Here is a 24,453-nt window from a genome sequence, read left to right on the forward strand (position 1 = left end):
CTGAAATATGATAATAAATGGGATTTGGAGCAATGGGGTTAGCATCCCTTCAATATTATGAACGCAAACATTGAATTCCTTCGATTGCGAGATGTGTGAGCTATTGAAACTGCCCTATAAACAATGCCCCATCTCTTGGTTGATTCTTGGTGCAGCCGTATGACCCAGACATTGATTGGTCATGGCTGTTATAAGGCAAGTTGTAATTACATTCATTTCCATCGCTGGCGTTAGACTGTTGTATGCGAATATTGCCGTCTAAGCATATCACGCCAACAGTGGCTGTTTTTAATGCTCCTCCTGGGCCGATGGCCTTCCACTGGCGGCCTTTTACATCTATTTCTACATTCCAGGCATTATCCTCTACTGCAATTATTTTGTTGGTTGGGCAAGCGGCAGAAGCCTGCAAAGGCACGAGCGGGAACAAGCATATCAATAGATAGACCGCTTTGTTTTTCATTTTCAATACTCCTATCTTGCCGTAAGAACTGCATTCCTATTGCATCCGCGAAATTCCTAAAGCTTTCCTGATGTTGACATTCGATTGCGTCTTAGTCAATAAGTTTGAGAGTGGGCGTCGCAAAGTTTCCGGCGCGAATGTTTCACTTGGTGCCTCCCAACCCGATCGATAGATCTATTAAGCTTCCTGGTCTGCTTTGCCGTTAGCTTAGGCCCTGGGGCTATGCCACTGCGAAGGTTTGCGTTGGGTCGGAAATTGACGTGCGGCCAACGCATCTATCGGATCAGTCGGATGTCACAACCCCGATGTGCAGCAGCCTTCAGGTCAAAATAACTATAAATGCATGCTTTGTTGTTGGTTTTCCTAGAGTAATGCCAAATATCCAGAAATAAACGTTGATCGATCAATGCAGGTACGTAATGATTTATTGCGCTTGATCCGAGTGTATAAGGGAGGCTTCAATGCCTGGGCTGCAAAAACTTGAAACCCTTAGGTTTGATGGGCCGCTTGATATCGGTTTTCCGAAAATAAAATCGCTCAAAGTCGAGAACGTGACCTATCAAGGAGAATGGGTAGAGGGCGACATTGTTCTGTCTTATGAGCTTGGCGGCGACCAGGAACTTCGACAGCATATCAAAACCAAACTGAATGAAGAACAAAAATTTGACATCGGGCCTCTCAAACTAACCGCCCACGTTTGGCTGGACGGACCAAAGCTTTGGTTCGGCGCAAAGATATGCGCCGGCCCATTCTGCACCGATGAACTCAAGACGTCGGTGGACCTGCCGCAGGCGTGACCCCCGTCGAACCAGGCGGAGGGGAGCGGGACTCTAACTCTCTTCTGCCTAGTATCGCCTGCGGCCAACCCTACGATGTCCTTTGTCGGTCGTGTGCGGGCACGGCGACGACGTTCGTTTTCATGCATTGCTGCCCAATAGGGGAACGGCGGAAATCTACCCATTCCGATCGTACGTCTCAGCCTAACCGAGTGGCCTGCAAGCGGACGTTCCCAGCTTCGGCAGTGGGTCGAAAGCGGCTTCTCGTCCGATCGCGTTGAAAGCGCGATCGGCGGTCAGGCACCACACGTATGGTTCCGCACCCGAGGGGCTCCTGGCTTCCATCCGTGTTCGGCACAAGGACCAGCCCATGATCGGGCCCCGATGAAAGGCGAGCCCAGAGGCGGCCGCGGACTTGGCCAGAGGCCAGCACAGAGGTCGTGACGGATGGCCATGCCAGAGGATGGCCGCCAACTCTGTCGAAAGACGTCGCCCGGCGCCGGAAGCCCGGTTACACGGCACTCTCACGGGATTCCCCCGCCTCCAGCGCCCGCGCCAGCGCCACGAACCCCGCGACCGGAATCTCCTCCGCCCGCGCCGTCTCCGGCAGCCCGGCGGCGGTGAGCAGGCGGATGGGGTCGGGGGTGGCGGCCTTCAGGCTCTGGCGCAGCATCTTGCGGCGCTGGCCGAAGGCGGCGCGGGTCACCCGTTCGAGGTCGGCGATCCGGCAGGGCAGCGGCTCGGGCCGCGGGCGCAGGTGGACGACGCTGGAAGTGACTTTCGGCGGCGGCACGAAGGCGCTTGGCGCCACATCGAACAGGATGGTCGCCTGCGTGCGCCAGCCGCAGAGCACCCCGAGCCGGCCGTAATTGGCCCGGTCCGACTCGTCGGCGACGATGCGCTCGGCGACCTCGCGCTGGAACATCAGCGTCGCCGAGTCCCACCAAGGCGGCCAGACGTCATCCCGCGTGTCGGCGCCGAGCCAGCCGGTGAGCAGCACGGTGGCGACGTTGTAGGGGAGGTTCGCGACGATCCGCACCGGCCCGTCGCCGACGAGCGGGCGCGGGTCGAAGCCGACGGCGTCGGCATCGATCACGTCGAGCCGGCCGGGGTAATGCGCGGCGATCTCGGCCAAAGCCGGCAGCGCGCGGGGATCGCGCTCGATCGCCACCACGCGTTTCGCCCCCGCCGCCAGCAGCGCCCGCGTCAGCCCGCCGGGGCCGGGGCCGACCTCCACCACCGTCACGCCGTCGAGGGCGCCCGCCGAGCGGGCGATGCGGCCCGTCAGGTTGAGGTCGAACAGGAAGTTCTGGCCGAGCGCCTTCTTCGGCTCCAGCCCGTGCCGCCGCACGACCTCGCGCAGGGGCGGCAGGCCGTCGGTGCTCAACGCGTCAAGGGTCATCGATCGCTTCAGGCGCGGACGGGGAAAGGCAGGACGGTGTCCGCCGGGCGGTGGGCGAGGCGGTGCGCCAGCCGCAGGGCGGCGATCAGGCTGTCGGGCTTGGCGATGCCCTGGCCGGCGATGTCGAAGGCGGTGCCGTGATCGGGCGAGGTGCGCACGAAGGGCAGCCCCAGCGTCACGTTCACGCCCTCGTCGAAGGCCAGGGTCTTGACCGGGATCAGCGCCTGATCGTGGGTGGGGGTGAGCGCCACGTCGTAGGTCGCCCGCGCCCGCTCGTGGAACAGGGTGTCGGCCGGCAGCGGCCCGCGGATGTCGATGCCCTCGCTGCGCAACGCCGCGACGGCGGGCGCCAGCACGTCACGATCCTCGGTGCCCATGGTGCCGGATTCGCCCGCATGCGGGTTGAGGCCCGAGAGGACGAGGCGGGGGGTTGCGAGGCCGAAGCGGGCGCGCAGGTCGGCGTGGACGATGCGGGCGGTGCGCTCGACCAAGTCCTGCGTCAGCAATTCGGGCACGCGGCGCAGGGCGACGTGGATCGTCACCGGCACCACCGCAAGGGTGTCGCTCCAGATCATCATCACCGGCAGCGGCGGCTCACGCCCCTCTCGCGCGGCGAGCGCGGCCAGAAACTCGGTATGGCCCGGATGGGCGAAGCCCACCCGCGTCAGCACGAACTTGGCGATGGGGTTGGTCACCACGGCCGAGGCCGTGCCGGCGCGCACCAGATCGACGGCGGCGGTGATCGACTCGACGATCGCCCCGGCATTGGCCGAATCCGGCGCGCCGGGCGTGGCGGTCACCTTGGCGCCGCTCGGCAGCGCCAGCACCGGCAGGGCGCGGGCAAACACCTCGCAGGCGTCGTCGGGCTCGACCTCGGCCACCGGCACCGAGAGACCGAGCCGGTAGGCGGTGGCTTCCAGGAAGTCGGGATCGCCGATGAGCTGGAACGGCGGCACCCCCCGCTCACCCCGCAGCCGCCACGCCGCCAGCGCGATCTCCGGCCCGATCCCGGAGGGATCGCCGAGGGTGAGGGCGAGCGGTCTGTCGTCGGAGGCCATGGGCGGGCTTATAGCGCGATTTTTTGGATCGCCGAGGTGATTTGGGGGGATCGGCCGGATGGCGGTGGCCGGGCCGGGAGGATGCCAAGCGGGGCGGTTACGACATCGCCCCGGTTGCGGCCCTCGCACGGCTGCGGCGGTTCAATCCGCATCGGGCGCGTAGGCCGCCGTGGCGATGACGTGGATGATGCCGGCCCCATCCTGCGCCTCGGTCCGCTGGCTCAACGTCAGGACGAACTTTCGGTCGGTGCGGTGACGGAAGACGAGCGAGCGCCCTGTGTCCTTCGCCCCCGCGTCGAACGGCTCCCACGAGGCGGTGAATGCCGCGGAAGCGAGGAGGGCTGCGGTCGCCTTGCGGAAGTCGGCAAAGCCCACGCCGACGATATGGCACATGGGACGCTGGTCGGAGACGGTGAGCGCGAAGCCCGCCCGGTCCGTCGCGTTGATACGCCAGAAGCGATTGCCACGTCGAAGCTCTCCCGGCGGCGGCCGGAACGCCTCGGGGATCGTCGCCACGGCGGTGACGCGCGGGCCGAGATCCATCGCGGCGAGGAACGGTTCCGGTCCGTTGACCCAGCTCGCCGGGTTCATCACCCAGGTCTCGCAACCCCGCAGGACGCTCGAGAAGGCTGTCTCCACCGGCTCCTGCTGCGCGAACACCGGATTTGCCTGAAGGGCGACGACGAGGGCCGCAATCGTATCGAACCTCATCGCAAGCCCTCGAACGCCGATCGCCCCCGCTCGCTCCACGGCCGGCCCGATCCCGGAAGGATCGCCGAGGGTGAGGGCAAGCGATCTGTCGTCGGAGGGCATAGCGGACATGTCCAGCGTTTCTTCTACAGTGCCTGCAACCACGCATGTCCGGGATGCAAGCGGTCGAGGCAGTCCCGCAGCCAGAGCCGTTCGGCTCGGGGGAGGTGTGGCAGGGCCCGCACGAAATCCGCCTGGTCCTTATCGCGCCGGTGCTTCGCCTTGAAGAGGAGCACGGCGGCGGGCCTGAGGTAGGGGATACGGTCGGGCGTCACCGCCACCATCTCCGCGCGGGGGCGCCGGATGGCCGGGCACCGCTTGCAGACCCAGAGGTCACGCTCGCCCGGCTCGATCATCAGATCGACCCGCCAGCGGCCGGCGGAGGCGTCGAAGCACCAGATCTGGGCGATGTGGGGCGGCGGCTCCTCATCCTGGGGCAGCCGCTCGAAGCGGCCGTCGTCCACCGTGTAGAACGTCATGTCCGCAAGGGCTTGGCGGAAGAGGCTGAAGTCTTCGCGCAGGATCGTGATTTCGAGGTCATCGTGGTCGCGCGTCTGGCGTCCATGCCAGAGGTCGAGGGCCCAGCCGCCGACGACGCACCAAGGCCGTGAGATCGCGCTCAGCCGCCGCGCCACCTCGCTCGGATGCCATGGTGCCCAATCGTCATCCGGGGGGACGCCGCATTCCGTCATTCCGGGGCGGTCGCGCGCGGCGATGCGGCGCGCCGGATCGGATCGCGAGAAACCCGCTCCTCTCGGGGCGGAGGCGGGATCGGGTGCCCCACGGCCGGCGCGATCCCCGAAGGATCGCCGAGGGTGAGGGCGAGCGGTCTGTCGAAGGCCATGGGCAGGCTTATAGCGCGCTTTCACCGATCGCGGAGGTGATCGGGGGAGCGGCCGAGAGGTGGGCGCCGCCTCACAGCGACCCCGATGAGGAACCGTGGGCGCGCATCGCCGCGGGGGCTGGATGACGCGTGAGGCCGGACCGCTCGGTCTCCGATCCGTGATGCCTGCCGCGGCCCCGTCAGCGCTCGTTCGACACCGTCGTCGAGCCCCAGCCCCTCAACGGATCCAACGTGGCCTCGCGCGCGGCCAACCGAACCTCAGGGCGATACGCCCATGGCGGAAGAGGGCCGAGCGAAGTTGCAATCGTCGCAAAAATTGTCGTTGCCGTCGCTCCGCGCATTCTTAGAAAACGACAATGTATGTTGCGGAGGCAAGATGAATACCCGCCCACAACGCTCCTTTCGCGAGCCGCGCGCCCGTCATGAAGCCTGGATCAATCGGCGCTCGCCGGCCACCGCCAAGGCTATTCTGTCGGCGCGCGAAAAGTCGGCGCAGCGCAATACGGAATCCTACGTTCCGGCCCTGAACGACAACCAGGCGAAATCGACCGACTGAGGGTGTGCATCGTCATCGGTGCCCCGCCCGGCTCGGCTGGGGCGGGTTGTCCGGTTCCGAGGCTGATCATGCGACGAGCATCGGCTCCCGCGCCTCGGCGCGCCCCTCAAATCTCGATCCGCCCGCTCCCCGGCGCACCGCCCGCATCGAGCGCCACGCTCTTCACGATGGCGAAGACCGGGCACCCCACCGCGAGCCCCAGGTCGCGCGCGGAGGCGCGGGTGAGGCGAGCGGCCAGCGTCGCCTCCCCGCAGGTCACCTCGACGAGGCAGGCCGTCCCCTCTTCCCTGAGGGACAGAACATGGCCCGGCAGGACGTTGCGGGCACTCAAGCCGTCCGGCCGGGCGAGCGCCAGCAGCACGTCGCGGGCGGGCACCCGCAGGTTGAGGCGGCGGCCCTGGGGGGCGTCGATCAGTGGCAGGTCGAGCGGGCCGGCGGGGCCGCTCAGCCGTGTCAGGCCGGCTTCCGGATCGTGGCGTTCGACCCGCATGGCGAGCACGCTGCCGGCTTCCGCGCCGTCGGGGATCAGGTCGGGCCGGCGCAGCACGGTATCGACCGGTCCGCTCGCCGCCACGCGGCCCCCTTCCAGCACCACCACGGTCGAGGCGAGCCGCGCCACCTCCGCCACCGAATGGCTGACATAGACGATGGGCAGGCCGGCCTCGTCGCGCAGCCGCTCGATATAGGGCAGGATCTCGCGCTTGCGGGCCTCGTCGAGGGCCGAGAGCGGCTCGTCCATCAGCAGCAGCCGCGGGCGCGCCAGCAGCGCCCGGCCGATCGCCACCCGCTGCCGCTCGCCCCCCGACAGGCCGGCGGGGCGCCGCTCCAGCAGCGGGCGGATGCCGAGCAGGTCCGCCACCGCATCGAGGCTCGGGCCCCCCGCCCCGCGGGAGAAGAGGCGGCCGAAGCGCAGGTTCTGTCGTACGCTGAGATGCGGCATCAGCCGCGCCTCCTGGAACACGCAGCCGATCCGCCGCCGATGCACCGGCACGCGGAGGCCGCGCTCCGTGTCGAGCAGCACCGTGCCGTCGATGGCGATGCGCCCGCGCTGCGGCTGGCTGAGCCCGGCGATCAGGTCGATCACCGTGGTCTTGCCCGAGCCCGAGCGCCCGAACAGCGCGGTGAGGCCGGCGCCTGCGGTGAAGGCGACATCGAGCGCGAAGCCTTCGCGGCGGAGGGAAACATCGACGGCGATGGTCATGCGGCCTCGGTCCGTACGGTCTCCTCGGCATCTCAGAAAAACCGATGCGGAGACAAGTGGCCCGATGCGCGCGCTGCCGCGTTGTCGGCGCAGGACCGAACAAAGGCAGGCGATGATCACCGTCCACCATCTGGAGAACAGCCGCTCGCAGCGGGTGCTGTGGCTGCTCGAAGAGCTGGGGCTCGACTACACCGTGAAGCGCTATGAGCGCGACCCCGCGACGATGCAGGCGCCGCGCGAACTTCGCGCCGTGCATCCGCTCGGCAAGTCGCCGGTGATCGCCGCGGACGGGCATGTGGTGGCGGAGACCGGCGCCATCGTCGAGTTCCTGACCGCCCGCGCCGACGGCGCCCTGGTGCCGCCGGCCGGCACGCCGGAGCGGGCGCGTTACACCTACTTCCTGCACTACGCGGAAGGTTCGGCGATGCCGCCGCTGCTGTTGAAGCTGATCTTCTCGCGGCTCGCGCCCGGCAGTCCCGCCCTGCTGCGCCCGCTGGTGCGGGCCATCGCGGGGAAGGTCACCGGCGGCTTCGTCGATCCGGAGCTGCGCCGCCACGCCGCCTACTGGGAGGCGGAGCTGGCCGAGCGCCCGTATTTCTGCGGCGACGCCTTCACCGCCGCCGACATCATGATGAGTTTCCCCCTCGAAGCCTTTGCCGCCCGCGGGACCGGAGCCGGCCCGCGGCTGACGGACTGGCTGGCCCGCATCCACGCGCGGCCCGCCTACCGGCGGGCGCTGGAGCGGGGCGGGCCGTATGCCTATGCGTGAGGCGGGCGATGCGGGTGGGGTGCGGGCGCGATGGCCGAAGGGGGCCGCCGGTCTCGCGGGTCACCGCTTCGTCCGATGTCGGCAGGGCCACCCGTCGCCATGGAGGCCGGACGGCGCGGGAGCCGCCCATCTGTCGGCCGTGAGGCGGGAATCGGTTCGTCCCGAAGGGACGGTGGAGCCCGGGAAGCGGACCGCTCAACGAATGCGAATGGGAATCGAGACCTCGATCGCCTCCGGTCCGCAGTCTGGCAGGGGGGGAAGACGCAGTCCCACCGGAAAGACAAAAAGGACTTCCCTGTCGAACCAGGGCGACCTCGACCGCCGTTCGGTTTTGGAGGAAACCAGCCGACCACTCTTGTCGATCGTTATGCGGACGACAGTCGCAAGGTCGATGTGAGGGGCATAGACTCTCGATCGAACGAGCCTGACGGCAATTGGATAAAGGACTTTTTTGTAGTCCGATATTCCAGGATCGTCTTCTGTGCGGCAGCGAGACTTGGCATACGCATCGGCTGGGGCCGTCATCCATGCCAAAAGCATGATGGCGACGGCCATTCCTTTTGTCGGTGTCGGGGGGATGAGCATAACCGGTCGTGTCGCGGGGGTGGTTCGATCGGCTCGACACCGCCGTGATCCCCTGGATGGACGCGAACGGCCGAGCTTGAGCAAATTGCTCCAAAAGTTGTGTTTTTGCAATATATAACTCAAGATTGCAGCAGTTGCTGGGCCGTGGCTTGTGGCAACCGTAGATCCGTTCGTGACGGGCGGCGCGCCCCGGATCCGGGAATGGGCGCTTACCGCCCTGCCCCGATCCGCCGGCTCATCCGCCGCGCCAGCCCCTCGGAGGCGACGAGCGCCAGCATCGAGACCGCGACCGAGATCAGGGTGAGGCGCAGCGCCCCCGCCTCCCCGCCCGGCACCTGGGTGAGCGTGTAGATCGCCGAAGGCAGGGTCTGGGTCTCGCCGGGGATGTTGGAGACGAAGGTGATGGTCGCGCCGAACTCGCCCATCGCCTTGGCGAAGGCGAGCACCGCGCCCGCCAGGATGCCGGGCAGGCTGAGCGGTAGAGTCACGCTGAGGAACACCAGGGCCGGCGCGGCGCCGAGCGTCGCCGCCGCCTGTTCCAGCCGGCAGTCCACCGCCTCGATCGACAGGCGCATCGCCCGCACCATCAGCGGCAGGCCCATCACCGCGCAGGCGAGCGCCGCGCCGGTCCAGCGGAACGAGAACACGATACCGATCTCGGCCAGCCACGCGCCGAAAAGCCCTCGCCGGCCGAAGGCGAGCAGCAGCAGGTAGCCTGTCACCACTGGCGGCAGGATCAGCGGCAGGTGGACGAGTCCGTCGAGCAGGGCGTGACCGGGGAAGCGTTTTCGCGCCAGCAGCCACGCCAGTGCCAAGCCGAGCGGGAGGCTCGCCAGTGTCGCGACGAGGGCGACGCGCAGGGACAGGAGGAGGGCCGTCGTCTCGTCGGGGCTGAGGCCGAGCCAGTCCGAGGGTCCGCTCACGGCGCCCTCCCCAGTGAGACGGGAGGGACGAGCGCGGTCATCCGCCGAGCCCCACCTTCACGATCCCGTCCTCAAAGTCCGGCGGCGGCCTTGAGGGCGGCGTTGATGCGGTCCTGCCAGCCGGGGCCGTCCTTCTGGTAGTGCTCCAGCACGGCCCGGTCGATGCGCAAGGACACCGTCTCGCGCGTGCCGGGAATAAGCGGCGCCTTCGGCGGGGCCGGCGCGGCCTCGGGGGCCTTCTTCGTCGTCACCGCCCGGAAAGCGGCCTCGGCCGCTTGGCGCGGGTCGCTCGGGCGGCGGGTGCGGTCGATGGCCATGTGGCTCAGGCCGTCGCTTTCTTGCGGCCGCGCTTGGGCGCGGGCGGGTTGGCGGCCCGCTCGGCGGCCTCCTCCGCCTCCTTGGCGAGCCGCAGGGCCCGCAGGCGCACGGTGCGCTCGTCCACGGCTTTGACCGCGGCCAGATGCTCGGCCATGGCCTGCTGCCCCTCGCGGGCCATGCGCTCGGATCGCTCCGCGCGCTCTGCGGCGCGGGTCTTGGCGTCGATATCGTCGCTCATGAAAGGTCTTTCGACGAGAATTCGCGCCGCGTGAAGTCCCGGCGGCGGCGCGCGGCGTCCCGACGCGGGAGAGATCGGGCGCGGGATGGCAAAGAACCCCGAGCAGGACCATCGAGGATTTCTCCTCAGGACTTAGCACGAAAGCACCGGCAATGACCAATTCAGCCGGGGTGGGACCGGTTTTCCCCCGCTCATCGCGCCGTTCGTGAGACAGGGGCCGGTCCGCTCGGTCCCGCGCCGTTCAATCCCGGTCCGCGCGCCGCAGGGACCAGTGCAGCACGCCCTGCGCATCGACGAGCCAGAGCGCGTTCGCCCGCTCGTCCTTGGTCGAGAGATCCTGCGTGTTGGCGAGTCGAACCGCTTCGCTCGGGCTGGCCGCCGTGATCGCCTCCTCGAACAGGGGCGGCCCGATCTGGCCGTCGGGTGCGCGGCAGGCGCCTCTGAGAACGAAAACCGGCATGCATCCCCCCATCGATGCGGCTTATCCCCGAACGGGCGGCCGGTCACCCATGCCGGCACTCAGGAGGCGGCCGGTTCGGTGCTCTGCCGGGCACGCAGGCGGGCGAGGGCCACCGTGGCTTGGTGGGCCAGCGCTTCGAGGCGGGACACCGTCGTCGTGTCGAGCCAGACCATGGCGCACCAATACGCGCCGAGTGCGGCCACCGGCTCGGGCCCACCGATCGGGACCATCACGAGGCTTCGGATCGCCTTGTAGGTATAGGCGGCGGCCGGGATGCGGGGATCGCTGCCGACATCCAGGATGACGGCCGTCTCCCGGTTCTGCATCGCCCAGCCGGAGACGCAGAGGTCGAGCGGGAAGCGGCACCCCTTCCACAGCGGCTCGATCGCGTCCTCGGCCACGTAGGCGCAGGCGTCATCCTGCCGCAGCACGACGGCGATGCCATCGGAGCCGGCGATCCGACGGGCCGTTCGAGCCAGGACGTCGACGACGTCCTCCAAGGACTGAGTCGCGGCCATGAGCTCGGCGGTCCGCATCAGATGCGGGTCGGCCTGGGAGCGCTCATCTAACATGGGCTTAGGGTAGGGTGTTTGGGCCGATCCGTACAGGAGGCCTCTCCCCGCAGCGACGCGCGAGGGGCAAAACCGGGAGACGACGGCATGGTGATCACCGCCGCCGCGCCGCAGGAGCCGCTCGCCGCCGCTGCAGGTTACGCTCTGCCATTGCCGCTTCTGCCAGCGCCGCCCCATCGAGGCGGGGCCGGCGCCCGCTCAGCCGCGGATGAAGGCGAGGATGTCGGCATTGAGCCGGTCGGCGTTGACCGTGAGCATGCCGTGCGGAAGGCCCGGATAGGTCTTCAGCGTGCCGTTGCGCAGGAGCGTGATCGATTTGCGCGCCGCCGCGACGATCGGCACGATCTGGTCATCCTCGCCGTGGAGCACCAGCGTCGGCACCGAGATCGCCCGCAGATCCTCGGTCTGGTCGGTCTCCGAGAACGCCTTGATGCCCTCGTAATGCGCCTTGGCCGAACCCATCATGCCTTGCCGCCACCAGTTGCGGATCACGCCCTCCTGGACCGCCGCGCCGTCGCGGTTGAAGCCGTAGAACGGGCCGGCGGCGACATCGAGGAAGAACTGGGCGCGGTTGTCGGCCAGCGCCTTGCGGAACCCGTCGAAGACCGCGATCGGCAGCCCCTCCGGGTTGGCCTCGGTCTTCAGCATCAGCGGCGGCACGGCGCTCACCAGCACCGCCTTGGCCACGCGGCCCTGCGGCTCGCCGTGCCGGGCGACGTAGCGCGCGGCCTCGCCGCCGCCGGTGGAATGGCCGATATGGACGGTGTTCCTGAGATCGAGATGCTCGGCCACCGCCGCGGCGTCGGCGGCGTAATGGTCCATGTTATGGCCTTCGGAGACCTGCGCCGAGCGTCCATGGCCGCGCCGGTCGTGGGCCACGACGCGAAAGCCTTGGCCCACGAAGAACAGCATCTGCGCGTCCCAATCGTCGGACGAGAGCGGCCAGCCGTGATGGAACAGGATCGGCTGCGCGTCCTTCGGCCCCCAGTCCTTGTAGAAGATCTCGGTGCCGTCCCCGGTGGTGATCGTCGCCATGCTCGCCTCTCCTCGCCATGTGGTGATCCGGAGCGGCCTTCGGCTCCGGGGGTGGCTCGACGACGCGAGGATGATCCTGGGACGCGGATTTGAACATGAGAAACGATGGAAACCCATCGTTTCCAGAAGTGGTACTTTGCAGGGGACGCGGATGCCAACCGGCGGAGCCGGCGCGGCGCCGTGCGTCGATCAGGGTCGAACGAAAAAGCCCCGGCCCAGACGGGCCGAGGCTTCGCGTGTCAGCGCATCTCAGCGAAGGATCAGGGCTGAAGCACGCCGTTGATGACGTGGATCACCCCGTTCGACTGCATCACGTTGGCGACGGTGACGGTGGCGGTGTTGCCCTTGGCGTCCGTCACGAACACCTTCTTGCCCCGCGCCTGCACCGTGAGCGGCTCGCCCTGGACGGTCTTCAGGCTGGCTTCGCCGCCGCCCTGCTTGGCCAGCGCCACCAGATCCTTGGCCGTGTAGGTGCCCGGCACGACGTGGTAGGTCAGGATCCCCGTCAGCGTCGCCTTGTTCTGCGGCTGCACCAGGGTCTCGACCGTGCCCGGCGGCAGCTTGGCGAAGGCGGCGTTGGTTGGCGCGAAGACGGTGAAGGGGCCGGGGCCGGAGAGCGTGTCGACGAGGCCCGCCGCCTTCACCGCCGCCACCAGCGTGGTGTGGTCCTTCGAGTTCACCGCGTTCTCGACGATGGTCTTCGAGGCGTACATCGGCGCGCCGCCGACCATCGGGTTCTTGGCGAGCGCCGCCGTCGGCGCGGCGGCGAGGCCGAGGGCGAGCGCAGCGCCCAGGGTCAGCGACTTGGTCAGCGATTTGGCAACCGAATTGCGGATACGGAACATGGTTTCCTCCTGTGCCCGTGCCCCGTCTTCTTCCGGGGATCACGCCGCCCATTACGGAGCCCGCGCGTGATCGGTTTCGCGCGATCGAATTTTTTTCGAACCGAAGCGTGAGAACCGCAGCCCGATGGCGAGACAGCCCTGGACCGTCGCCGACATCCCTTCGCAGGCCGGCCGCTGCGCCGTGGTGACGGGCGCGAGCGCCGGGCTCGGGTTCGAGACGGCGCGGGCGCTGGCCGGGGCGGGGGCTGCGGTGGTGCTGGCGGTGCGCGATCTCGAGAAGGGGGAGCGCGCCGCGGCCGCGATCCGGCGGGCGCATCCCGGCGCCGCGCTGTCGCTGCGCCTCATCGACACCGCCTCGCTCGCCTCCGTGCGCGCCTTTGCGGCGGAATGGCCGGCGGAGTGGGCGATCGACCGGCTCGTGCTCAATGCCGGCATCGCCGCAGTGCCCCGGCGCGAGGCCAGCGTGGACGGGTTCGAGCGGCAGCTCGCCACGAACTATCTCGGGCATTTCGCGCTGACCGGGCTGCTGCGGCCGGCCCTGAGCCCGGCGGCGCGGGTGGTGTCGGTGGCGAGCCTCGCCCATCGCAGTGGACGCATCCGGTTCGACGACCTGCACTGGCGCGAGACCTACGGGGCGCAACGCGCCTACCGGCAGAGCAAGCTCGCGCTGCTGATGTTCGCCCTCGAACTCGACCGGCGTCTGAAGGCGGCGGGATCGGGCATCGCCTCGCTCGCGGCGCATCCGGGGCTCGCCCTCACCGAGGTGTTCCGCCGGGGCGACCGGGCCGGCGCGGTCCAGCAGGCGGCGGGGCGGATCATCTTCTCGCTGATCGGCCAGCCGGCGGCGCAGGGCGCCCTGCCGATCCTCTACGCGGCCACCGCGCCGGAGGCGGAGCGCGGGGGCTATTACGGGCCGGACGGCATCTGGGAGGCCCGCGGCCACCCGAAGCCCGCCGCGATCGCCGCCCACGCCCTCGACCGCGCGGCGGCCGGGCGGCTCTGGGCGGTCTCGGAGACGCTGACGGGGGTGCGGTTCCCGCCGTGAGGGCCGCGTCGGGCTTGCGCCCGCTCGTCTCGCCTGATGCAGGCGGCGCCCGTCTTGGCGCCCGAACTGGCCGGAACGGCCGCGCTCCTGCTGCTCCTTGCGGGCCGCCTGTCGCCACGGAAGTGTCGTTGAGGGGCCCGCCCTGGGTGGGAACCGGCGCTTCGGCAGGCGGAGACTGAACCGCCGCTTCGCGAGACTTGTCGAGGGCGTGCGGACCCGATCGCGACGTGGAGGCACGGATCGTCACCAGCCGGCGCACTCAGCGCTGGCGACCCGGCCCCGGGGCGAGGACCGATCAATGAATGCAGGTGCGGCGGTCGGCTGGAGGCGAGCGTAGTCCGTTGGGGTTACGACCACCCTCCGCAATCGACGTTGCGCGCGTTGGTGGTTCGCCTCAAGCTTTCATCGTCAGCCTTCGTCGTGCCGCCACGGCGGCATCGTCGCGCAGGCTGATCGTCAGCATTCTTGTATCCGTCAAAAGCCGCCTTTGTTGCGATGTGCGCAGGAAAGCTTGCTGGTTCTACGAGTGCGGTAACAAAACTATGCATGAAATCACGGCCCAGGGCCGCATCAGGCCGACGTCTCTCGGTCTTCGATGGAACGCGCATTCTTTCGACGAACCGGTCGCCACTTCGTCGGAGTGCGCTTGAGCTAAATAACCTCGTGTCATGATGCATGAAGCGTCGGACTAAACGGAGAGTCTTGATGCGGATTTCGTGTGTCGGTGCGGGGCCTGCCGGATTGTACTTCGCGATCGTGATGAAGCGGCGCGACCCGAACCATGAGATCGTCGTTCACGAGCGAAACCCGGCGGGAACGACACATGGGTGGGGCGTCGTCTTCTGGGACGATCTTCTTGCCACCCTGCGGGCCAACGATCCGGACAGCGCACAGGCGATCGCGGATGAGGCGGTGCCCTGGTCCGGGCAGGTGGTCGACGTCGAGGGGCAGCCGCCGCTTCACTCCAGAGGCGGGGGCTACGGCATCTGCCGTCGTCGCCTCCTGCAGATCCTCATCGAGCGGGCGCTCGCGCTCGGCGTCGACGTGCGGTTCGAAAGCGAGATCAGCGAGTTGGGTCAGCTCGCCGACGCCGACCTCATCGTGGCGGCAGACGGGGTCGCGAGTCAGCTGCGTCGGCATCGCGCGGATCAGTTCCGGCCGCAGATCGAAGCCGGCCGCAACAAGTACATCTGGCTCGCAACGACACAGCGATTCCCGTCCTTCACCTTCGGATTCGTTCCGAGCCGCGCCGGATGGGTCTGGTTTCACGCCTATTCCTTCAAGGAGGGAATGAGTACCTTCATCGTGGAATGCGCGCCCGAGACGTGGAACGAGCTCGGTCTTGGCACGATGCCCGCGGATGCCGAGCTGCGGGTGCTGGAAAGCCTCTTTGCCCAGCATCTCGACGGCCACGCACTGATCAGCCGCGATGGCCACGGCAACAGACTGCCATGGTTGAGCTTCCGCACGTTGGCCAACCGAACGTGGCACGCGGACAATGTGGTGCTGATCGGCGACGCCGCACACACGACCCATTTCACGATCGGTTCGGGGACACGCCTCGCCATCGACGACGCGACTGCGCTCGCCTCGGCCTTGAGCGAGCACGACAGCCTTCCCCGCGCCCTGGACGCGTACGACCATCGACGCCGCCGCGCCCTCGCCCGCGTGCAACGGGATGCGCGCCTGAGTGCGGAATGGTTCGAGAACCTCCCACGCTACATCCGCTACAACGCACCCACCTTCTTGACGCTCCTGCTCGCAAGGCGCTCTCGCCTGCTGAAGCGGATGCCTGCAAGAACGTATCTGTATTTACGGGGGCGCTATACCAAATTGACCGGCCACGCGGCCTCACCTCTCGCGCGTCTCGGCAGATCCGCGCACCCATTCGGATCGAAAGCCAACCGCGGCATCTCCGGAGCCGAACCGGGAACGCCCCGCCGTTGACGCTGTCAGCGCGGGAGCGGGCCGGGGTCAAGACCCAATCAACTCGGCCGTATGAGGGGCCGCTTTCGACCCCTGGGCCGATCCGAGGCCGGGCCGGTCGGGCGCAGGCCGACGGCCGGGCTAGAGCATCGTCCCGAAAGGTGACCACCGGCTTTCGGACAAGACGACGCCAAAACAAGAACCTAGAGCATCATCCCGAAAGCTTGCTGCCAGCTTTCGGAAGAAGATGATGCAAAAACAATAGGCTAGAGCATCGTCCCGGATCCGATATCCGGGACGATGCTCTAGCTGGACTTTCCGTCCGCTTCCGTCACCCCTCGGTGCTTCAGCGGACGGTCGAGTGGTGATCGGGCGCCCGGGCGGGTCCGGGCGCGAGCGGATTGAGATCAGGCCGCCCGCACGGTGGCGAGGAAGCGGGCGACCTCCGCGCCGAGATGCTCGGACTGGCGCGACAGATCGGAGGCCGCCGACAGAACCTGGGCCGCCGCCGCCCCGGTCTCCTCCGACGCCTGGGCGACGCCGGCGATGTTGCTGGTCACCTCGTTGGTGCCTGTGGACGCCTGGGCGACGTTGCGCACGATCTCCTGCGTGGCCGCACCCTGCTGCTCCACCGCCGCAGAGATCGACGTCGAGACCGCATTGATGTCGCGGATTCGCGTGGCGATGGCGCCGATCGCCGCGACCGCCTGACCGGTCACGCCCTGGATCTCGCCGATCTGGCGGCTGATCTCCTCGGTCGCCTTGCCGGTCTGCTCGGCGAGCGCCTTGACCTCGGTCGCCACCACCGCGAAGCCGCGGCCGGCCGTGCCGGCACGCGCCGCCTCGATGGTGGCGTTGAGTGCGAGCAGGTTGGTCTGGCTGGCGATGTTGGAGATCAGGCCCACCATGTCGCCGATGCGGGACGAGGTGGCCTGCAGCGCCTGCACCAAGTGCACGGTCTGGCTGGCCTCGCCCACCGCGGACTGAGCGAGCTGGGTCGAGCCGGAGACCTGCCGGCCGATCTCCTGCACGGAGGTCCCGAGCTCCTCGGCGGCCGCCGCGACGGTGTTGACGTTGGTGGCGGCCTCCTCGGCGGCGGCGGCGACCGTGGTGGATTGCGAAGCGGTCTCGGTGGCGGTCGCCGTCATCTGCTGGGCGGTCGCCTGCAGCTCGGTGGCGGAGGACGAAACCAGTCTGATGATTCCGCCCACCGCCGCTTCGAAGCCGTCCGCCATCTGGCGCATGCCGGCCTTGCGCTGTTCCTCGGCGGCCATCCGCGCCTGGGCGGTCTCGGCTTCGAGCTGGCTCGTCCGGAGCGACACGTCGCGCGAGGCCTCCAGGGCGACGGCGATCGCACCGATCTCATTGGGCCGATCCGTGTAGGGGACCGGGGCCTGGAGGTCGCCGGCGGCGAGTTCCGTCATCCGGCGGATGAGGCGGTCGATGGGGCGGGTCACGCCGAAAATCAGGTAAAGGATCGCGCCGAGACCGAAAGCGAGCGCGACGGCGGAGAGAATCGTCGTCAGCCAGGTCGACCGCTGATAGGTCTGATCGGCATTGGCCGTGGCGTCGTCTCCACCCGCGATGTTCAGAGCGGTGCCGCGGTTGAGCGAATCCAGGGCCCCTTCGAAGGGCTTACGCGACGCCGTGAAGAGCTCGTTCAGGGCACCTTGATCCTTGGCGTGGGCCGCCGCGATCAGTTTCGTGCGATAGGTCAGGTAGGTATTCCACGCCTGTTCGTACTCGGTCCAGAGCGCCTTCTCCTGCTCGCTGGAGATCAGGGGTTTGTAGCGGGCCGCGTTGGTGACGACCTCGTCGAGCCGCTTGTCCGACACCTTGGTGAGCTCGCCGACAGGCTCGATGGCCGTGACGAAGCGCGCGTCGACGAGGCGCAGGCGGGTGATTTTGTACTTGAGTTCGCCAAGCTCCCGGACACTCGGCATCCAATTGCCCGACAAGTCGAGCGCATTGTTGTTCACCGATCGGAGCTGGACAAGTCCAAGGACCGCTTGGGCCAGGATGGCCAAAACGAGCACAGAAATGAAGCTCGTGAGAGCGTATTTGATCTTGAAGTTCATGGTACTCGTCCAGGTTGGTCCCCAGATCTAATCCCATTAAAATGTAAAATATGTTAAATTGCGCGCCATCCAATCGCATTCGCGCAATGATCATTCTTGCAAGACAATGGGTATCGATGGATGGATGCTTGAAATACATTTTTGAGGAAAAATTTCTGCCTAGCTCTCGATCGAGCGATTTCACGGACAAAATTTCGTATTGATCGGAAATTGGATCTTTGCCGCGATTTGCTACGCTCGGACCAGCAAGGGTGTTCGGAGGGAAGGTCTTGAGCGATGCGATCCTATGACCATTTTCGGGGTGCCAATACGGAGGGCTGAGCGTCTCTGATGGGTCGGAGACGGAACGTCAGCTTACGGTTGCAGCACCAAAGCCCGCTCCCCGCCCTGAGCGGCTATTCCCAAGGTCAGCTGACTGGGTTTTGACCCAAACCTTCGACGCCTCACAATCGGGTCGGCAACGTCTCACCGCCCGACGCCGCCGGTGTCTCGCTTGGGCTCGCGTCTGCTGTTTCGCCCTGATCTGGCCAAGGCGGAAAGGGCATCCAGTCTGTGAAAGCGTCCGACGCGTAGCCGTAGTCGCACGAAGCGACCCGCCAGGGCTCGTTGTCCCCGGAACTGACCGGATCCCAGCGAATGACGGCTCGGCGGTCCGGCTCGCGTCGGTTGATGGCAATGATCCAGCGGCCGTCACGGGGCGCCCGATCCATGATCCGCCAGCTCCACATCGCTCGATCCTCGGATCCTCAGACCTGGGGACCCTTAACGCTGGATCAGGTCAGACCGTTCGATGGGCTCGACTCAAATCCCTTCGTCGCGCGTCAGCCCGGCTGGCGCCGAAGCCGCATCCGACCTGATTGCATCGGGCCGGCGCATCTAGGTCCGTCCCACGGCCCCGTTCTACCGGGCGAGACAGGCCGGTCCGCGCCGCGCTTTTATGGGCACGCTCGTTCCCCGGCCATCGCCGAGACCGGCGCGGAACGCCATCCGCGCCGCCGTTGTTTCTCTCGCCAGCACTTGGGAGGAACGGCATGCGAATTCTTGCGACGGCGTTGGCGCTGACGGTCATGACGGGGCTCGGCGCGGGAGCCGCGGAAGCCAAGGGATGCATCAAGGGCGCGATCATCGGCGGTGTCGCCGGGCACTATCTGGCCGAGCGCGGCGTGGTCGGTGCCGTGGCCGGCTGTCTGGCTGGACGCGCCCTGGCGAACCGGCGGGCGCGGCGGGAGGTCGATTACGGCTCCCGGGTCCAGCCCCGCGGGGCGGGCTATGGCGGCGGGCAGGCCTATTCGGGCCGGAATGACCGGTACTGACGCATGAAAGGGGCGCCGTTCGGCGCCCCTTTCGGTTCCGGCCCTGGTGCGCCGGTATCGGCCGGGCGCGGGAGGCCCGGTTCTCGGGGCTCCTCAACGGGATAAGGGCGCCTTGTGGCGCCCTTTCCTCTGCAGTGACCGTCGCCTGGGCGTCAGGCGCTCTTGCGGCGTCCCTTGCCCTTCGCCTCGCTGGCCTCGGCCTCCTCCTCGGAGCCCTCGGTGTTGATCCGCTCGGCGATCTGCGAGAGCAGCGCGTCGGTCTTCTTCTCTTCCTGAAGGGTCTCGTCGAGCAACTTGGCGGCGTCCGCGTAGCCGAGCTGGGTCGCCCAGGTCTTGAGCGTGCCGTAGCGGGCGATCTCGTAATGCTCCATCGCCTGGGCGCAGGCCGCCAGCACCGCGTCGGCAGCCGGGCTGTCCTCGAAATCCTCCAGATCCTCCTCCATCTCGGAGGTCAGGCCCTGCATCGCCTCGCAGGTCTTGGCCCGGGCCGGCTTGCCGATGATCTCGAACACCTGCTGCAGGCGCTCCACCTGGTTGGCGCTTTCCTCGGCATGGGTCTCGAACGCTTGGCGCAGTTCGTCATGTTCGGCCGCCTTGGCCGACTTCTTCAGCGCACGCACCGATTGCTTTTCCGCGTAATAGACGTCCTTCAACGTCTCGTAGAATGCATCATGCAAGGTCTTTGGCTTGGTGGCCATGAGGTTTCGTCTCCCGATTTCTGAACGAGGGGGCCGGGGGAGTGATCTCACCGTCGGCCGACACCTTAAGAACGTGAGTTCAGGCGACAGGGTCCGAAAATTCTCTTGGGGGGAGGCCGTTAAATTCCGGGAACCGCGGCCGGTGGCGACGGGGTTTCCGGGATTCGTCCGAAGGCCGGGCCCCATGCCCCGGCACAGGGCTCGGCGCGGGCTACAGCCACTTCTTCCAGCGGAAGAACACGTAAGGCAGCACGGCGGCCACCACCATCATGCCGACGGCGGCGGGGTAGCCGAAATGCCAGTCGAGTTCCGGCATGGTCTTGAAGTTCATGCCGTAGATCGAGGCGATCAGGGTGGGGGGCATGAACACCACCGCCATGACCGAGAACAGCTTGATGATGTTGTTCTGCTCCAGGTTCACGAGGCCGAGCGTCGCGTCGAGCAGGAACTGGATCTTGGCCGAGATGAAGGTCGCGTGCTCTTCCAGCGATTGCAGGTCGCGCAGGGTGGAGCGCACGTCCTCGCGCAGCTCGCGGGGCGCTTTCGCCGTGCGGTAGGTCGCCGAGAGCGAGAGCAGGATGCGCTCCATCGAGACGAGGCTCTCGCGCTGCTTCGAGATCAGGTCGCCGTAGCGCCCGAGCGAGCGCAGCGTGTCCTGCAGCGCGTTGTTGCGCGAGGACGGGTCGCCCTTGTCCTCGAAGATCTTTCGCGACAGGCGGTCGATGCGCTCGCCCTGGAGCTGGAGCACGTCCGCCGCGCGGTCGATCACCGCCTCGATCAGCCCGGCCAGGATCGACTCGCCCGAGACCGAGCGCGACGGCCCGTTGCCGGTCGCCCGGCCGGCGCGCTGGGTGTACATCCGGAACGCCTGCGGCTCCTCGTAGCGCACGGTGATGAGCCGGTTGTCGCGCAGGATGAAGGTGATGCCGGCCAGGCCCGGCTCCTCGGAATCGCTGACGCGGGAGAGCACGCGCCCCGTCATGTAGCGGGCGCCGGCCTCGACGTAGAGCAGCTCGGAAGGCTCGATGTCCTTCATCTCCTCGCGGCTCGGCACGGTGATGCCGAGGAAGGATTCGACCTTCACCTCCTCCTCCCGCGTCGGGCGCACGAGGTCGAGCCAGACCGTGTCCTCGGAGATCGGCTCCTGCAGTTCGAGGTAGCGGCGCTCCAGCACCGTCTGGGAGCCGCCCGCGACGGGCTTGTGGGTGAAGATCAACGGATGTGACCTGTGGGATGAGGCTTCAGTCGAGGGCCCCGGGCGGGGCGACGCTTGTGTCCGGCACGAAGAAGTCGGGCGCAAGCGGGACGCCTGCTGTGACGCGGTATTTTGAAAAGTCCGTGACGCCTTCCTCGGCGAGAACCGTGTCGTCGATGAGGAAGTGCCCGGTAAAACCCTTGGCCTCCCGCAGGAACACCGCGTGCGCGGCATCCGCCACGATCTCGGGCCGGCGGCTCGCCTGCATCAGCGCGTCGCCGCCGAGCAGGTTCTGCACGGCCGCCGTGGCGATGGTGGTGCGCGGCCACAGGGCGTTGACGGCGATGCCCCGGCCCCGGAGTTCCCCGGCGAGCCCCAGCACGCAGAGCGACATGCCGAACTTGGCCATCGAGTAGGCCAGATGCGGCGCGAACCACCGCTCCGCCATGTCGAGCGGCGGCGACAGCATCAGGATGTGCGGGTTCTCCGCCCGCTCCAGATGGGGAATCGCGTACTTGCTGACCATGTAGGTGCCGCGCGTGTTGATCTGATGCATCAGGTCGAAGCGCTTCATCTCGGTCTTCGGCGTGTTCGACAGCGAGATCGCGCTCGCGTTGTTGACCACGATGTCGATCCCGCCGAATTTCTGCGCGGTCTGGTCGAGGGCGTCCTTCACCGCCGCCTCGTCGCGCACATCCACCGTCAGCGGCAGCGCCCGCCCCCCGGCCCGCTCGATGGCTTCGGCCGCCGTGAAGATCGTGCCCTCCAGCTTCGGATGCGCCTGCGCGGTCTTGGCGGCGATCGCCACGTTGGCGCCGTCGCGGGCGGCGCGCAGGCCGATGGCAAGCCCGATGCCCCGCGAGGCGCCGGTGATGAACAGCGTCTTTCCGGCCAGGCTCATGCGTCGTCCTCTGCGATCCGGAAGCGCTCCGGCTGGCGGCCGTCGGCATCGGTGAAGCCGTAGGCGCGGGCGAGATCCCCGACATGGACCGTCCGCCCCGCCCGGTCCAGCACCGACGGGTCGGCGGCGAGCGCCGCGAGCGCCCGGCCGGCATAGAGCGGGCTCTCGGTGGCGAGCGCCTCCTGCCCCAGATCGCGCACCCGCTCGGTGGCGACGAAGCCCGGCGAGAGGCCGAGCGCGCAGACGCCGTGGGGGCGCAGCTCGGCGGCGCAGGCGAAGGCGAGCCGGTTCGTCGCCGCCTTGGCCATGTCGTAGTAGATGTCGCCGAGATAGGTCTCGGTGCCGAACGAGACGAAGGCGATCAGCCCGGCACGCGCCGCGACCATGGCCGGCGCCACGGCGCGGGCCAGCAGCAGCCCCGGATACGGCCCCGTCCCCAGAAAGTGCGAGAACGGCTCGGCCGAGCGGCGCCAGAACGGCGTGCCCCAGGCGGCGCCGTCGGGGTAGCGCGCGCCGTCATAGCCCTCGTTGCCGCCCCAGACGCTTGCGGCCGCGACATCGATCCGCCCGAACCGGCGCAAGCACCAGTGCACGAGTTCGTCCACCGCCCGCTCGCTCGTGTGGTCGCACAGGTAATGGTGCCCCTCCCCGCCCGCCGCATCGACTTCGCGGGCGGTGTCCTGGATCGCTTCCGGGCGGGTCTCGGTGCGCCGCCCGGTCTCGGAGGAGCGCGCGGTGACGATCACCGTGGCACCCGCCTCCCCCAACCCGCGGGCGAGCCCGCGCCCGACCCCGCGCGAGGCCCCGGCCACGAGGCAGACCTTTCCCCGCAGATCCGGCGGCACGCTCACGCCTTGCCGGAGAGGAAGCGGGCGAGCCTCCCTTGCGTCTCCGGATCGCGCAGGCCCGCCTCGAACGCCTCCGCCTCGGCCTCGATCGCCGCCTCGACCTGCCCCTGATCGCCGCGCATCAGCGCGCGGGTCGCCTGCACCGCCCGGCGCGGCAGGGCGGCCAGCCGCGCGGCTTGGGCCAGCGCGTGCGCCTCCAGCGCCTCGGAGGGCAGTTCGGCGTTGGCGAGCCCGAGCGCCACGGCGGCCGCGCCGTCGAACGGCTCGCCGAGCAGCAGCAGCGCCGAGGCGCGGGCGAGCCCGATCCGGCGCGGCAGCAGGTGGCTGGCGGCGGCCTCCGGCACCACGCCGAGTTCCACGAACGGCATGCGGAAGCGCGCCTGCGGCCCGACATAGACGAGGTCGCAATGCAGGGTCAGCGTCGTGCCGACGCCGATGGCGAGCCCGTCCACCGCCGCGACCAGCGGCGTGCGGGTGCGGGCGAGCTGCCGGATGAAGCGCAGGGCCGGCATCTCGGAAAACGAATCGCGCGGCGCCGTGCCGGCGGCGAAGAAATCGGCCAGATCGTTGCCGGCGGTGAAGGCGCCGGGCCCCCCGGCAAACACCACCGCCCCGATCTTCTGGGACGCGTCGTCGGCGCCCATGAGCGCCGCGGTGGCGGCGTCGTACATCGCCCCGGTCAGCGCGTTCTTCTTGGCCGGGCGGTTCCAGCGGATCAGGCGGACGCCGCCGGACACGTCCTCGATGGTGATGGCTTCGCTCATCCGCCCTCGCCCCCCGCGTCGATCCCGAGAGCCGCCTCCGACCCGATGGCCTCGGGTCGGCCTCTCCCGGTCTTTGTGTCACCGCGCTGTCTCTCGCCGAACCGGCCGCCGCTTCGTCGAAAGAGCGCTTCTTTGGGGGACGCCGCGTGCCTCACGAAACGCCCGGTCTCCCGCACGGGCCGCTCGGGCGTTTGACCGCGCGGCGGGCATGTCCCGAAAAGCCTTCGGCCCCCGCCCCACCCTTCTCCCTGCGGCGACGCTTTGTCGAGGGGCCATCGGCGCGGTATTTTTGGGGGGTGCGAAGCGGGCGGGCCCGGTGTCGCCCCCGCGAAACTGAGGCGGTCCGCGCATCGGATGGCGGGCGATGGGGTCCCTCCCCGCGCTCACGATCCGCGCCGGTCTCGCCGACGCGATCCCGCCGGGACCGAACGCGGCCGCTGTCGAAGTCGCTCGGCCTGCCGGTGACGGCGGCCCTCCTGACCCGGCTGCTCAGCACCGCCGCCCTGCCCGCGGGCGGCCTCGCCCTGGGCAAACTCGCAATGCCCACCGGCCCGCAACTCGGGCAGGTGCCGGGGTGGGCGTGGCTCGGCGGTTTTTTGCGTGTTCTGCTGATCCTGGCCCAGCTCGACGCCTCCCCCGCCATCGGCGCGGCGACCTTTTTGTGGATCATCGTGACGGTGGGGGTGCTCACCTCACTCGTGCTCGACCACTTTGGCTGGATCGGGTTTCGATTGCACCGGGCGAGCGCTTTTTGTATTGCCGGGGCGGTATTGATGGTAATTAGCATTGGATTTGTTGCAGGGCGTCGATAAAATGCTGCCGAGTATTTTGATTATTAAATTGAAACCACTAACTTTATGCTGCGGTGGTTGTCGTGCGGTTTAATATTGTTG

The 24,453-nt window shown here is 67.9% G+C and carries 27 protein-coding genes; 7 read left to right on the forward strand and 20 right to left on the reverse strand.

Going from position 1 to position 24,453, the window contains the following annotated elements:
* Positions 1-100: 100 nt before the first annotated feature.
* Entirely contained in the window at positions 101-460 is a 360-nt protein-coding gene (locus J2W78_RS10790; protein ID WP_253370470.1) for a hypothetical protein, read from the reverse strand.
* 461 nt (positions 461-921) lie between these two features.
* On the opposite strand from J2W78_RS10790, the gene J2W78_RS10795 reads away from it, so the two are divergent.
* Positions 922-1,257 carry a hypothetical protein gene (locus tag J2W78_RS10795; protein ID WP_253370472.1) on the forward strand — a complete coding sequence of 112 codons (336 nt, stop codon included), beginning with the start codon at positions 922-924 and terminating at the stop codon, positions 1,255-1,257.
* A gap of 490 nt (positions 1,258-1,747) precedes the next feature.
* On the opposite strand, the gene rsmA is transcribed toward J2W78_RS10795, so the two are convergent.
* From rsmA to J2W78_RS10815, 4 genes are all read right to left on the reverse strand, one after another.
* The gene (gene rsmA / locus J2W78_RS10800; RefSeq protein ID WP_253370474.1) at positions 1,748-2,638 is read right to left on the reverse strand and encodes a 16S rRNA (adenine(1518)-N(6)/adenine(1519)-N(6))-dimethyltransferase RsmA; all 891 of its coding nucleotides are present in this window, start codon (positions 2,636-2,638) and stop codon (positions 1,748-1,750) included.
* Positions 2,639-2,646: 8 nt separating this feature from the next.
* Positions 2,647-3,696 carry a 4-hydroxythreonine-4-phosphate dehydrogenase PdxA gene (gene pdxA / locus J2W78_RS10805; RefSeq protein WP_253370476.1) on the reverse strand — a complete coding sequence of 350 codons (1,050 nt, stop codon included), beginning with the start codon at positions 3,694-3,696 and terminating at the stop codon, positions 2,647-2,649.
* Positions 3,697-3,837: 141 nt separating this feature from the next.
* Positions 3,838-4,407 carry a hypothetical protein gene (locus tag J2W78_RS10810; protein WP_253370477.1) on the reverse strand — a complete coding sequence of 190 codons (570 nt, stop codon included), beginning with the start codon at positions 4,405-4,407 and terminating at the stop codon, positions 3,838-3,840.
* A 125-nt stretch (positions 4,408-4,532) separates the two neighbouring features.
* Positions 4,533-5,138 (reverse strand): nucleotidyltransferase domain-containing protein, encoded by a 606-nt coding sequence (locus tag J2W78_RS10815; protein WP_253370479.1) that lies wholly within the window; start codon positions 5,136-5,138, stop codon positions 4,533-4,535.
* 426 nt (positions 5,139-5,564) lie between these two features.
* On the opposite strand from J2W78_RS10815, the gene J2W78_RS10820 reads away from it, so the two are divergent.
* The gene (locus J2W78_RS10820) at positions 5,565-5,846 is read left to right on the forward strand and encodes a hypothetical protein (RefSeq protein ID WP_253370481.1); all 282 of its coding nucleotides are present in this window, start codon (positions 5,565-5,567) and stop codon (positions 5,844-5,846) included.
* Positions 5,847-5,952: 106 nt separating this feature from the next.
* On the opposite strand, the gene modC is transcribed toward J2W78_RS10820, so the two are convergent.
* Positions 5,953-7,047, reverse strand: a complete 1,095-nt coding sequence (gene modC, locus J2W78_RS10825) for a molybdenum ABC transporter ATP-binding protein (protein WP_253370484.1) — start codon at positions 7,045-7,047, stop codon at positions 5,953-5,955.
* Positions 7,048-7,159: 112 nt separating this feature from the next.
* Between modC and J2W78_RS10830 the strand changes: the two genes are divergently transcribed.
* Positions 7,160-7,816 (forward strand): glutathione S-transferase, encoded by a 657-nt coding sequence (locus J2W78_RS10830; RefSeq protein WP_253370486.1) that lies wholly within the window; start codon positions 7,160-7,162, stop codon positions 7,814-7,816.
* A gap of 195 nt (positions 7,817-8,011) precedes the next feature.
* Here J2W78_RS10830 and J2W78_RS10835 read toward each other — a convergent pair whose 3' ends face one another.
* The 8 genes from J2W78_RS10835 to J2W78_RS10870 all read right to left on the reverse strand — a co-directional run bounded on the left by J2W78_RS10835 (position 8,012) and on the right by J2W78_RS10870 (position 12,792).
* Positions 8,012-8,371 (reverse strand): energy transducer TonB family protein, encoded by a 360-nt coding sequence (locus J2W78_RS10835; protein ID WP_253370488.1) that lies wholly within the window; start codon positions 8,369-8,371, stop codon positions 8,012-8,014.
* A 239-nt stretch (positions 8,372-8,610) separates the two neighbouring features.
* Entirely contained in the window at positions 8,611-9,324 is a 714-nt protein-coding gene (modB, locus tag J2W78_RS10840) for a molybdate ABC transporter permease subunit (protein ID WP_253370490.1), read from the reverse strand.
* A 71-nt stretch (positions 9,325-9,395) separates the two neighbouring features.
* The gene (locus J2W78_RS10845; protein ID WP_253370492.1) at positions 9,396-9,641 is read right to left on the reverse strand and encodes a BrnA antitoxin family protein; all 246 of its coding nucleotides are present in this window, start codon (positions 9,639-9,641) and stop codon (positions 9,396-9,398) included.
* A 5-nt stretch (positions 9,642-9,646) separates the two neighbouring features.
* Positions 9,647-9,880 (reverse strand): hypothetical protein, encoded by a 234-nt coding sequence (locus J2W78_RS10850; RefSeq protein ID WP_253370494.1) that lies wholly within the window; start codon positions 9,878-9,880, stop codon positions 9,647-9,649.
* A 241-nt stretch (positions 9,881-10,121) separates the two neighbouring features.
* Positions 10,122-10,340, reverse strand: coding sequence for a hypothetical protein (locus J2W78_RS10855; protein WP_253370496.1), 219 nt, complete (start codon positions 10,338-10,340; stop codon positions 10,122-10,124).
* Between the two features lie 59 nt (positions 10,341-10,399).
* Positions 10,400-10,912, reverse strand: a complete 513-nt coding sequence (locus tag J2W78_RS10860) for a GAF domain-containing protein (protein WP_253370498.1) — start codon at positions 10,910-10,912, stop codon at positions 10,400-10,402.
* Positions 10,913-11,110: 198 nt separating this feature from the next.
* A complete protein-coding gene (locus J2W78_RS10865; protein ID WP_253370499.1) occupies positions 11,111-11,947 on the reverse strand; it encodes an alpha/beta fold hydrolase in 837 nt (278 codons plus the stop codon).
* Between the two features lie 260 nt (positions 11,948-12,207).
* Positions 12,208-12,792 (reverse strand): fasciclin domain-containing protein, encoded by a 585-nt coding sequence (locus J2W78_RS10870; RefSeq protein ID WP_253370501.1) that lies wholly within the window; start codon positions 12,790-12,792, stop codon positions 12,208-12,210.
* 124 nt (positions 12,793-12,916) lie between these two features.
* On the opposite strand from J2W78_RS10870, the gene J2W78_RS10875 reads away from it, so the two are divergent.
* Positions 12,917-13,837 carry an oxidoreductase gene (locus J2W78_RS10875; protein ID WP_253370503.1) on the forward strand — a complete coding sequence of 307 codons (921 nt, stop codon included), beginning with the start codon at positions 12,917-12,919 and terminating at the stop codon, positions 13,835-13,837.
* 741 nt (positions 13,838-14,578) lie between these two features.
* Positions 14,579-15,784: an FAD-dependent monooxygenase gene (locus J2W78_RS10880; RefSeq protein ID WP_253370504.1), complete on the forward strand. Its 1,206-nt coding sequence runs from the start codon at positions 14,579-14,581 to the stop codon at positions 15,782-15,784.
* A 386-nt stretch (positions 15,785-16,170) separates the two neighbouring features.
* Here the strand turns inward: J2W78_RS10880 and J2W78_RS10885 are convergent, their stop codons facing one another.
* Positions 16,171-17,841, reverse strand: coding sequence for a methyl-accepting chemotaxis protein (locus J2W78_RS10885; RefSeq protein ID WP_253370506.1), 1,671 nt, complete (start codon positions 17,839-17,841; stop codon positions 16,171-16,173).
* Positions 17,842-18,872: 1,031 nt separating this feature from the next.
* Here J2W78_RS10885 and J2W78_RS10890 point away from each other — a divergent pair.
* Positions 18,873-19,154: a hypothetical protein gene (locus J2W78_RS10890; protein ID WP_253370508.1), complete on the forward strand. Its 282-nt coding sequence runs from the start codon at positions 18,873-18,875 to the stop codon at positions 19,152-19,154.
* Between the two features lie 152 nt (positions 19,155-19,306).
* On the opposite strand, the gene J2W78_RS10895 is transcribed toward J2W78_RS10890, so the two are convergent.
* From J2W78_RS10895 to J2W78_RS10915, 5 genes are all read right to left on the reverse strand, one after another.
* Entirely contained in the window at positions 19,307-19,852 is a 546-nt protein-coding gene (locus J2W78_RS10895) for a YciE/YciF ferroxidase family protein (protein ID WP_253370510.1), read from the reverse strand.
* 211 nt (positions 19,853-20,063) lie between these two features.
* Positions 20,064-21,068 carry a magnesium transporter CorA family protein gene (locus J2W78_RS10900; RefSeq protein WP_253370512.1) on the reverse strand — a complete coding sequence of 335 codons (1,005 nt, stop codon included), beginning with the start codon at positions 21,066-21,068 and terminating at the stop codon, positions 20,064-20,066.
* 25 nt (positions 21,069-21,093) lie between these two features.
* The gene (locus J2W78_RS10905; RefSeq protein ID WP_253370514.1) at positions 21,094-21,948 is read right to left on the reverse strand and encodes an SDR family oxidoreductase; all 855 of its coding nucleotides are present in this window, start codon (positions 21,946-21,948) and stop codon (positions 21,094-21,096) included.
* Entirely contained in the window at positions 21,945-22,793 is an 849-nt protein-coding gene (locus tag J2W78_RS10910; RefSeq protein ID WP_253374018.1) for an SDR family NAD(P)-dependent oxidoreductase, read from the reverse strand. The genes J2W78_RS10905 and J2W78_RS10910 overlap by 4 nt, the downstream gene beginning before the upstream one ends.
* A 2-nt stretch (positions 22,794-22,795) precedes the next feature.
* Entirely contained in the window at positions 22,796-23,560 is a 765-nt protein-coding gene (locus J2W78_RS10915; protein ID WP_253370516.1) for an enoyl-CoA hydratase-related protein, read from the reverse strand.
* A gap of 461 nt (positions 23,561-24,021) precedes the next feature.
* Between J2W78_RS10915 and J2W78_RS24850 the strand changes: the two genes are divergently transcribed.
* On the forward strand, positions 24,022-24,372 hold the full coding sequence (locus J2W78_RS24850) for a DMT family transporter (RefSeq protein WP_253370518.1): 351 nt from the start codon (positions 24,022-24,024) through the stop codon (positions 24,370-24,372).
* Positions 24,373-24,453: the final 81 nt, after the last annotated feature.

Origin of the sequence: Methylorubrum extorquens (assembly GCF_024169925.1) — a bacterium.
Lineage (GTDB): Bacteria > Pseudomonadota > Alphaproteobacteria > Rhizobiales > Beijerinckiaceae > Methylobacterium > Methylobacterium extorquens_A.

What these genes read in the sequence shown, in the direction of transcription:
- J2W78_RS10890 (WP_253370508.1), top strand. Translation starts at nt 18,873, where the DNA reads ATGCGAATTCTTGCGACGGCGTTGGCGCTGACGGTCATGACGGGGCTC.
- J2W78_RS10905 (WP_253370514.1), bottom strand. Translation starts at nt 21,948, where the DNA reads ATGAGCCTGGCCGGAAAGACGCTGTTCATCACCGGCGCCTCGCGGGGC.
- J2W78_RS10865 (WP_253370499.1), bottom strand. Translation starts at nt 11,947, where the DNA reads ATGGCGACGATCACCACCGGGGACGGCACCGAGATCTTCTACAAGGAC.
- rsmA (WP_253370474.1), bottom strand. Translation starts at nt 2,638, where the DNA reads ATGACCCTTGACGCGTTGAGCACCGACGGCCTGCCGCCCCTGCGCGAG.
- J2W78_RS10860 (WP_253370498.1), bottom strand. Translation starts at nt 10,912, where the DNA reads ATGTTAGATGAGCGCTCCCAGGCCGACCCGCATCTGATGCGGACCGCC.
- J2W78_RS10830 (WP_253370486.1), top strand. Translation starts at nt 7,160, where the DNA reads ATGATCACCGTCCACCATCTGGAGAACAGCCGCTCGCAGCGGGTGCTG.
- J2W78_RS10855 (WP_253370496.1), bottom strand. Translation starts at nt 10,340, where the DNA reads ATGCCGGTTTTCGTTCTCAGAGGCGCCTGCCGCGCACCCGACGGCCAG.
- J2W78_RS10845 (WP_253370492.1), bottom strand. Translation starts at nt 9,641, where the DNA reads ATGGCCATCGACCGCACCCGCCGCCCGAGCGACCCGCGCCAAGCGGCC.
- J2W78_RS10870 (WP_253370501.1), bottom strand. Translation starts at nt 12,792, where the DNA reads ATGTTCCGTATCCGCAATTCGGTTGCCAAATCGCTGACCAAGTCGCTG.
- J2W78_RS10815 (WP_253370479.1), bottom strand. Translation starts at nt 5,138, where the DNA reads ATGACGGAATGCGGCGTCCCCCCGGATGACGATTGGGCACCATGGCAT.
- J2W78_RS10795 (WP_253370472.1), top strand. Translation starts at nt 922, where the DNA reads ATGCCTGGGCTGCAAAAACTTGAAACCCTTAGGTTTGATGGGCCGCTT.
- J2W78_RS10820 (WP_253370481.1), top strand. Translation starts at nt 5,565, where the DNA reads ATGGCGGAAGAGGGCCGAGCGAAGTTGCAATCGTCGCAAAAATTGTCG.
- modC (WP_253370484.1), bottom strand. Translation starts at nt 7,047, where the DNA reads ATGACCATCGCCGTCGATGTTTCCCTCCGCCGCGAAGGCTTCGCGCTC.
- J2W78_RS10810 (WP_253370477.1), bottom strand. Translation starts at nt 4,407, where the DNA reads ATGAGGTTCGATACGATTGCGGCCCTCGTCGTCGCCCTTCAGGCAAAT.
- J2W78_RS10885 (WP_253370506.1), bottom strand. Translation starts at nt 17,841, where the DNA reads ATGAACTTCAAGATCAAATACGCTCTCACGAGCTTCATTTCTGTGCTC.
- J2W78_RS10790 (WP_253370470.1), bottom strand. Translation starts at nt 460, where the DNA reads ATGAAAAACAAAGCGGTCTATCTATTGATATGCTTGTTCCCGCTCGTG.
- pdxA (WP_253370476.1), bottom strand. Translation starts at nt 3,696, where the DNA reads ATGGCCTCCGACGACAGACCGCTCGCCCTCACCCTCGGCGATCCCTCC.
- J2W78_RS10835 (WP_253370488.1), bottom strand. Translation starts at nt 8,371, where the DNA reads ATGGCCGTCGCCATCATGCTTTTGGCATGGATGACGGCCCCAGCCGAT.
- J2W78_RS10850 (WP_253370494.1), bottom strand. Translation starts at nt 9,880, where the DNA reads ATGAGCGACGATATCGACGCCAAGACCCGCGCCGCAGAGCGCGCGGAG.
- J2W78_RS10895 (WP_253370510.1), bottom strand. Translation starts at nt 19,852, where the DNA reads ATGGCCACCAAGCCAAAGACCTTGCATGATGCATTCTACGAGACGTTG.
- J2W78_RS10915 (WP_253370516.1), bottom strand. Translation starts at nt 23,560, where the DNA reads ATGAGCGAAGCCATCACCATCGAGGACGTGTCCGGCGGCGTCCGCCTG.
- J2W78_RS10875 (WP_253370503.1), top strand. Translation starts at nt 12,917, where the DNA reads ATGGCGAGACAGCCCTGGACCGTCGCCGACATCCCTTCGCAGGCCGGC.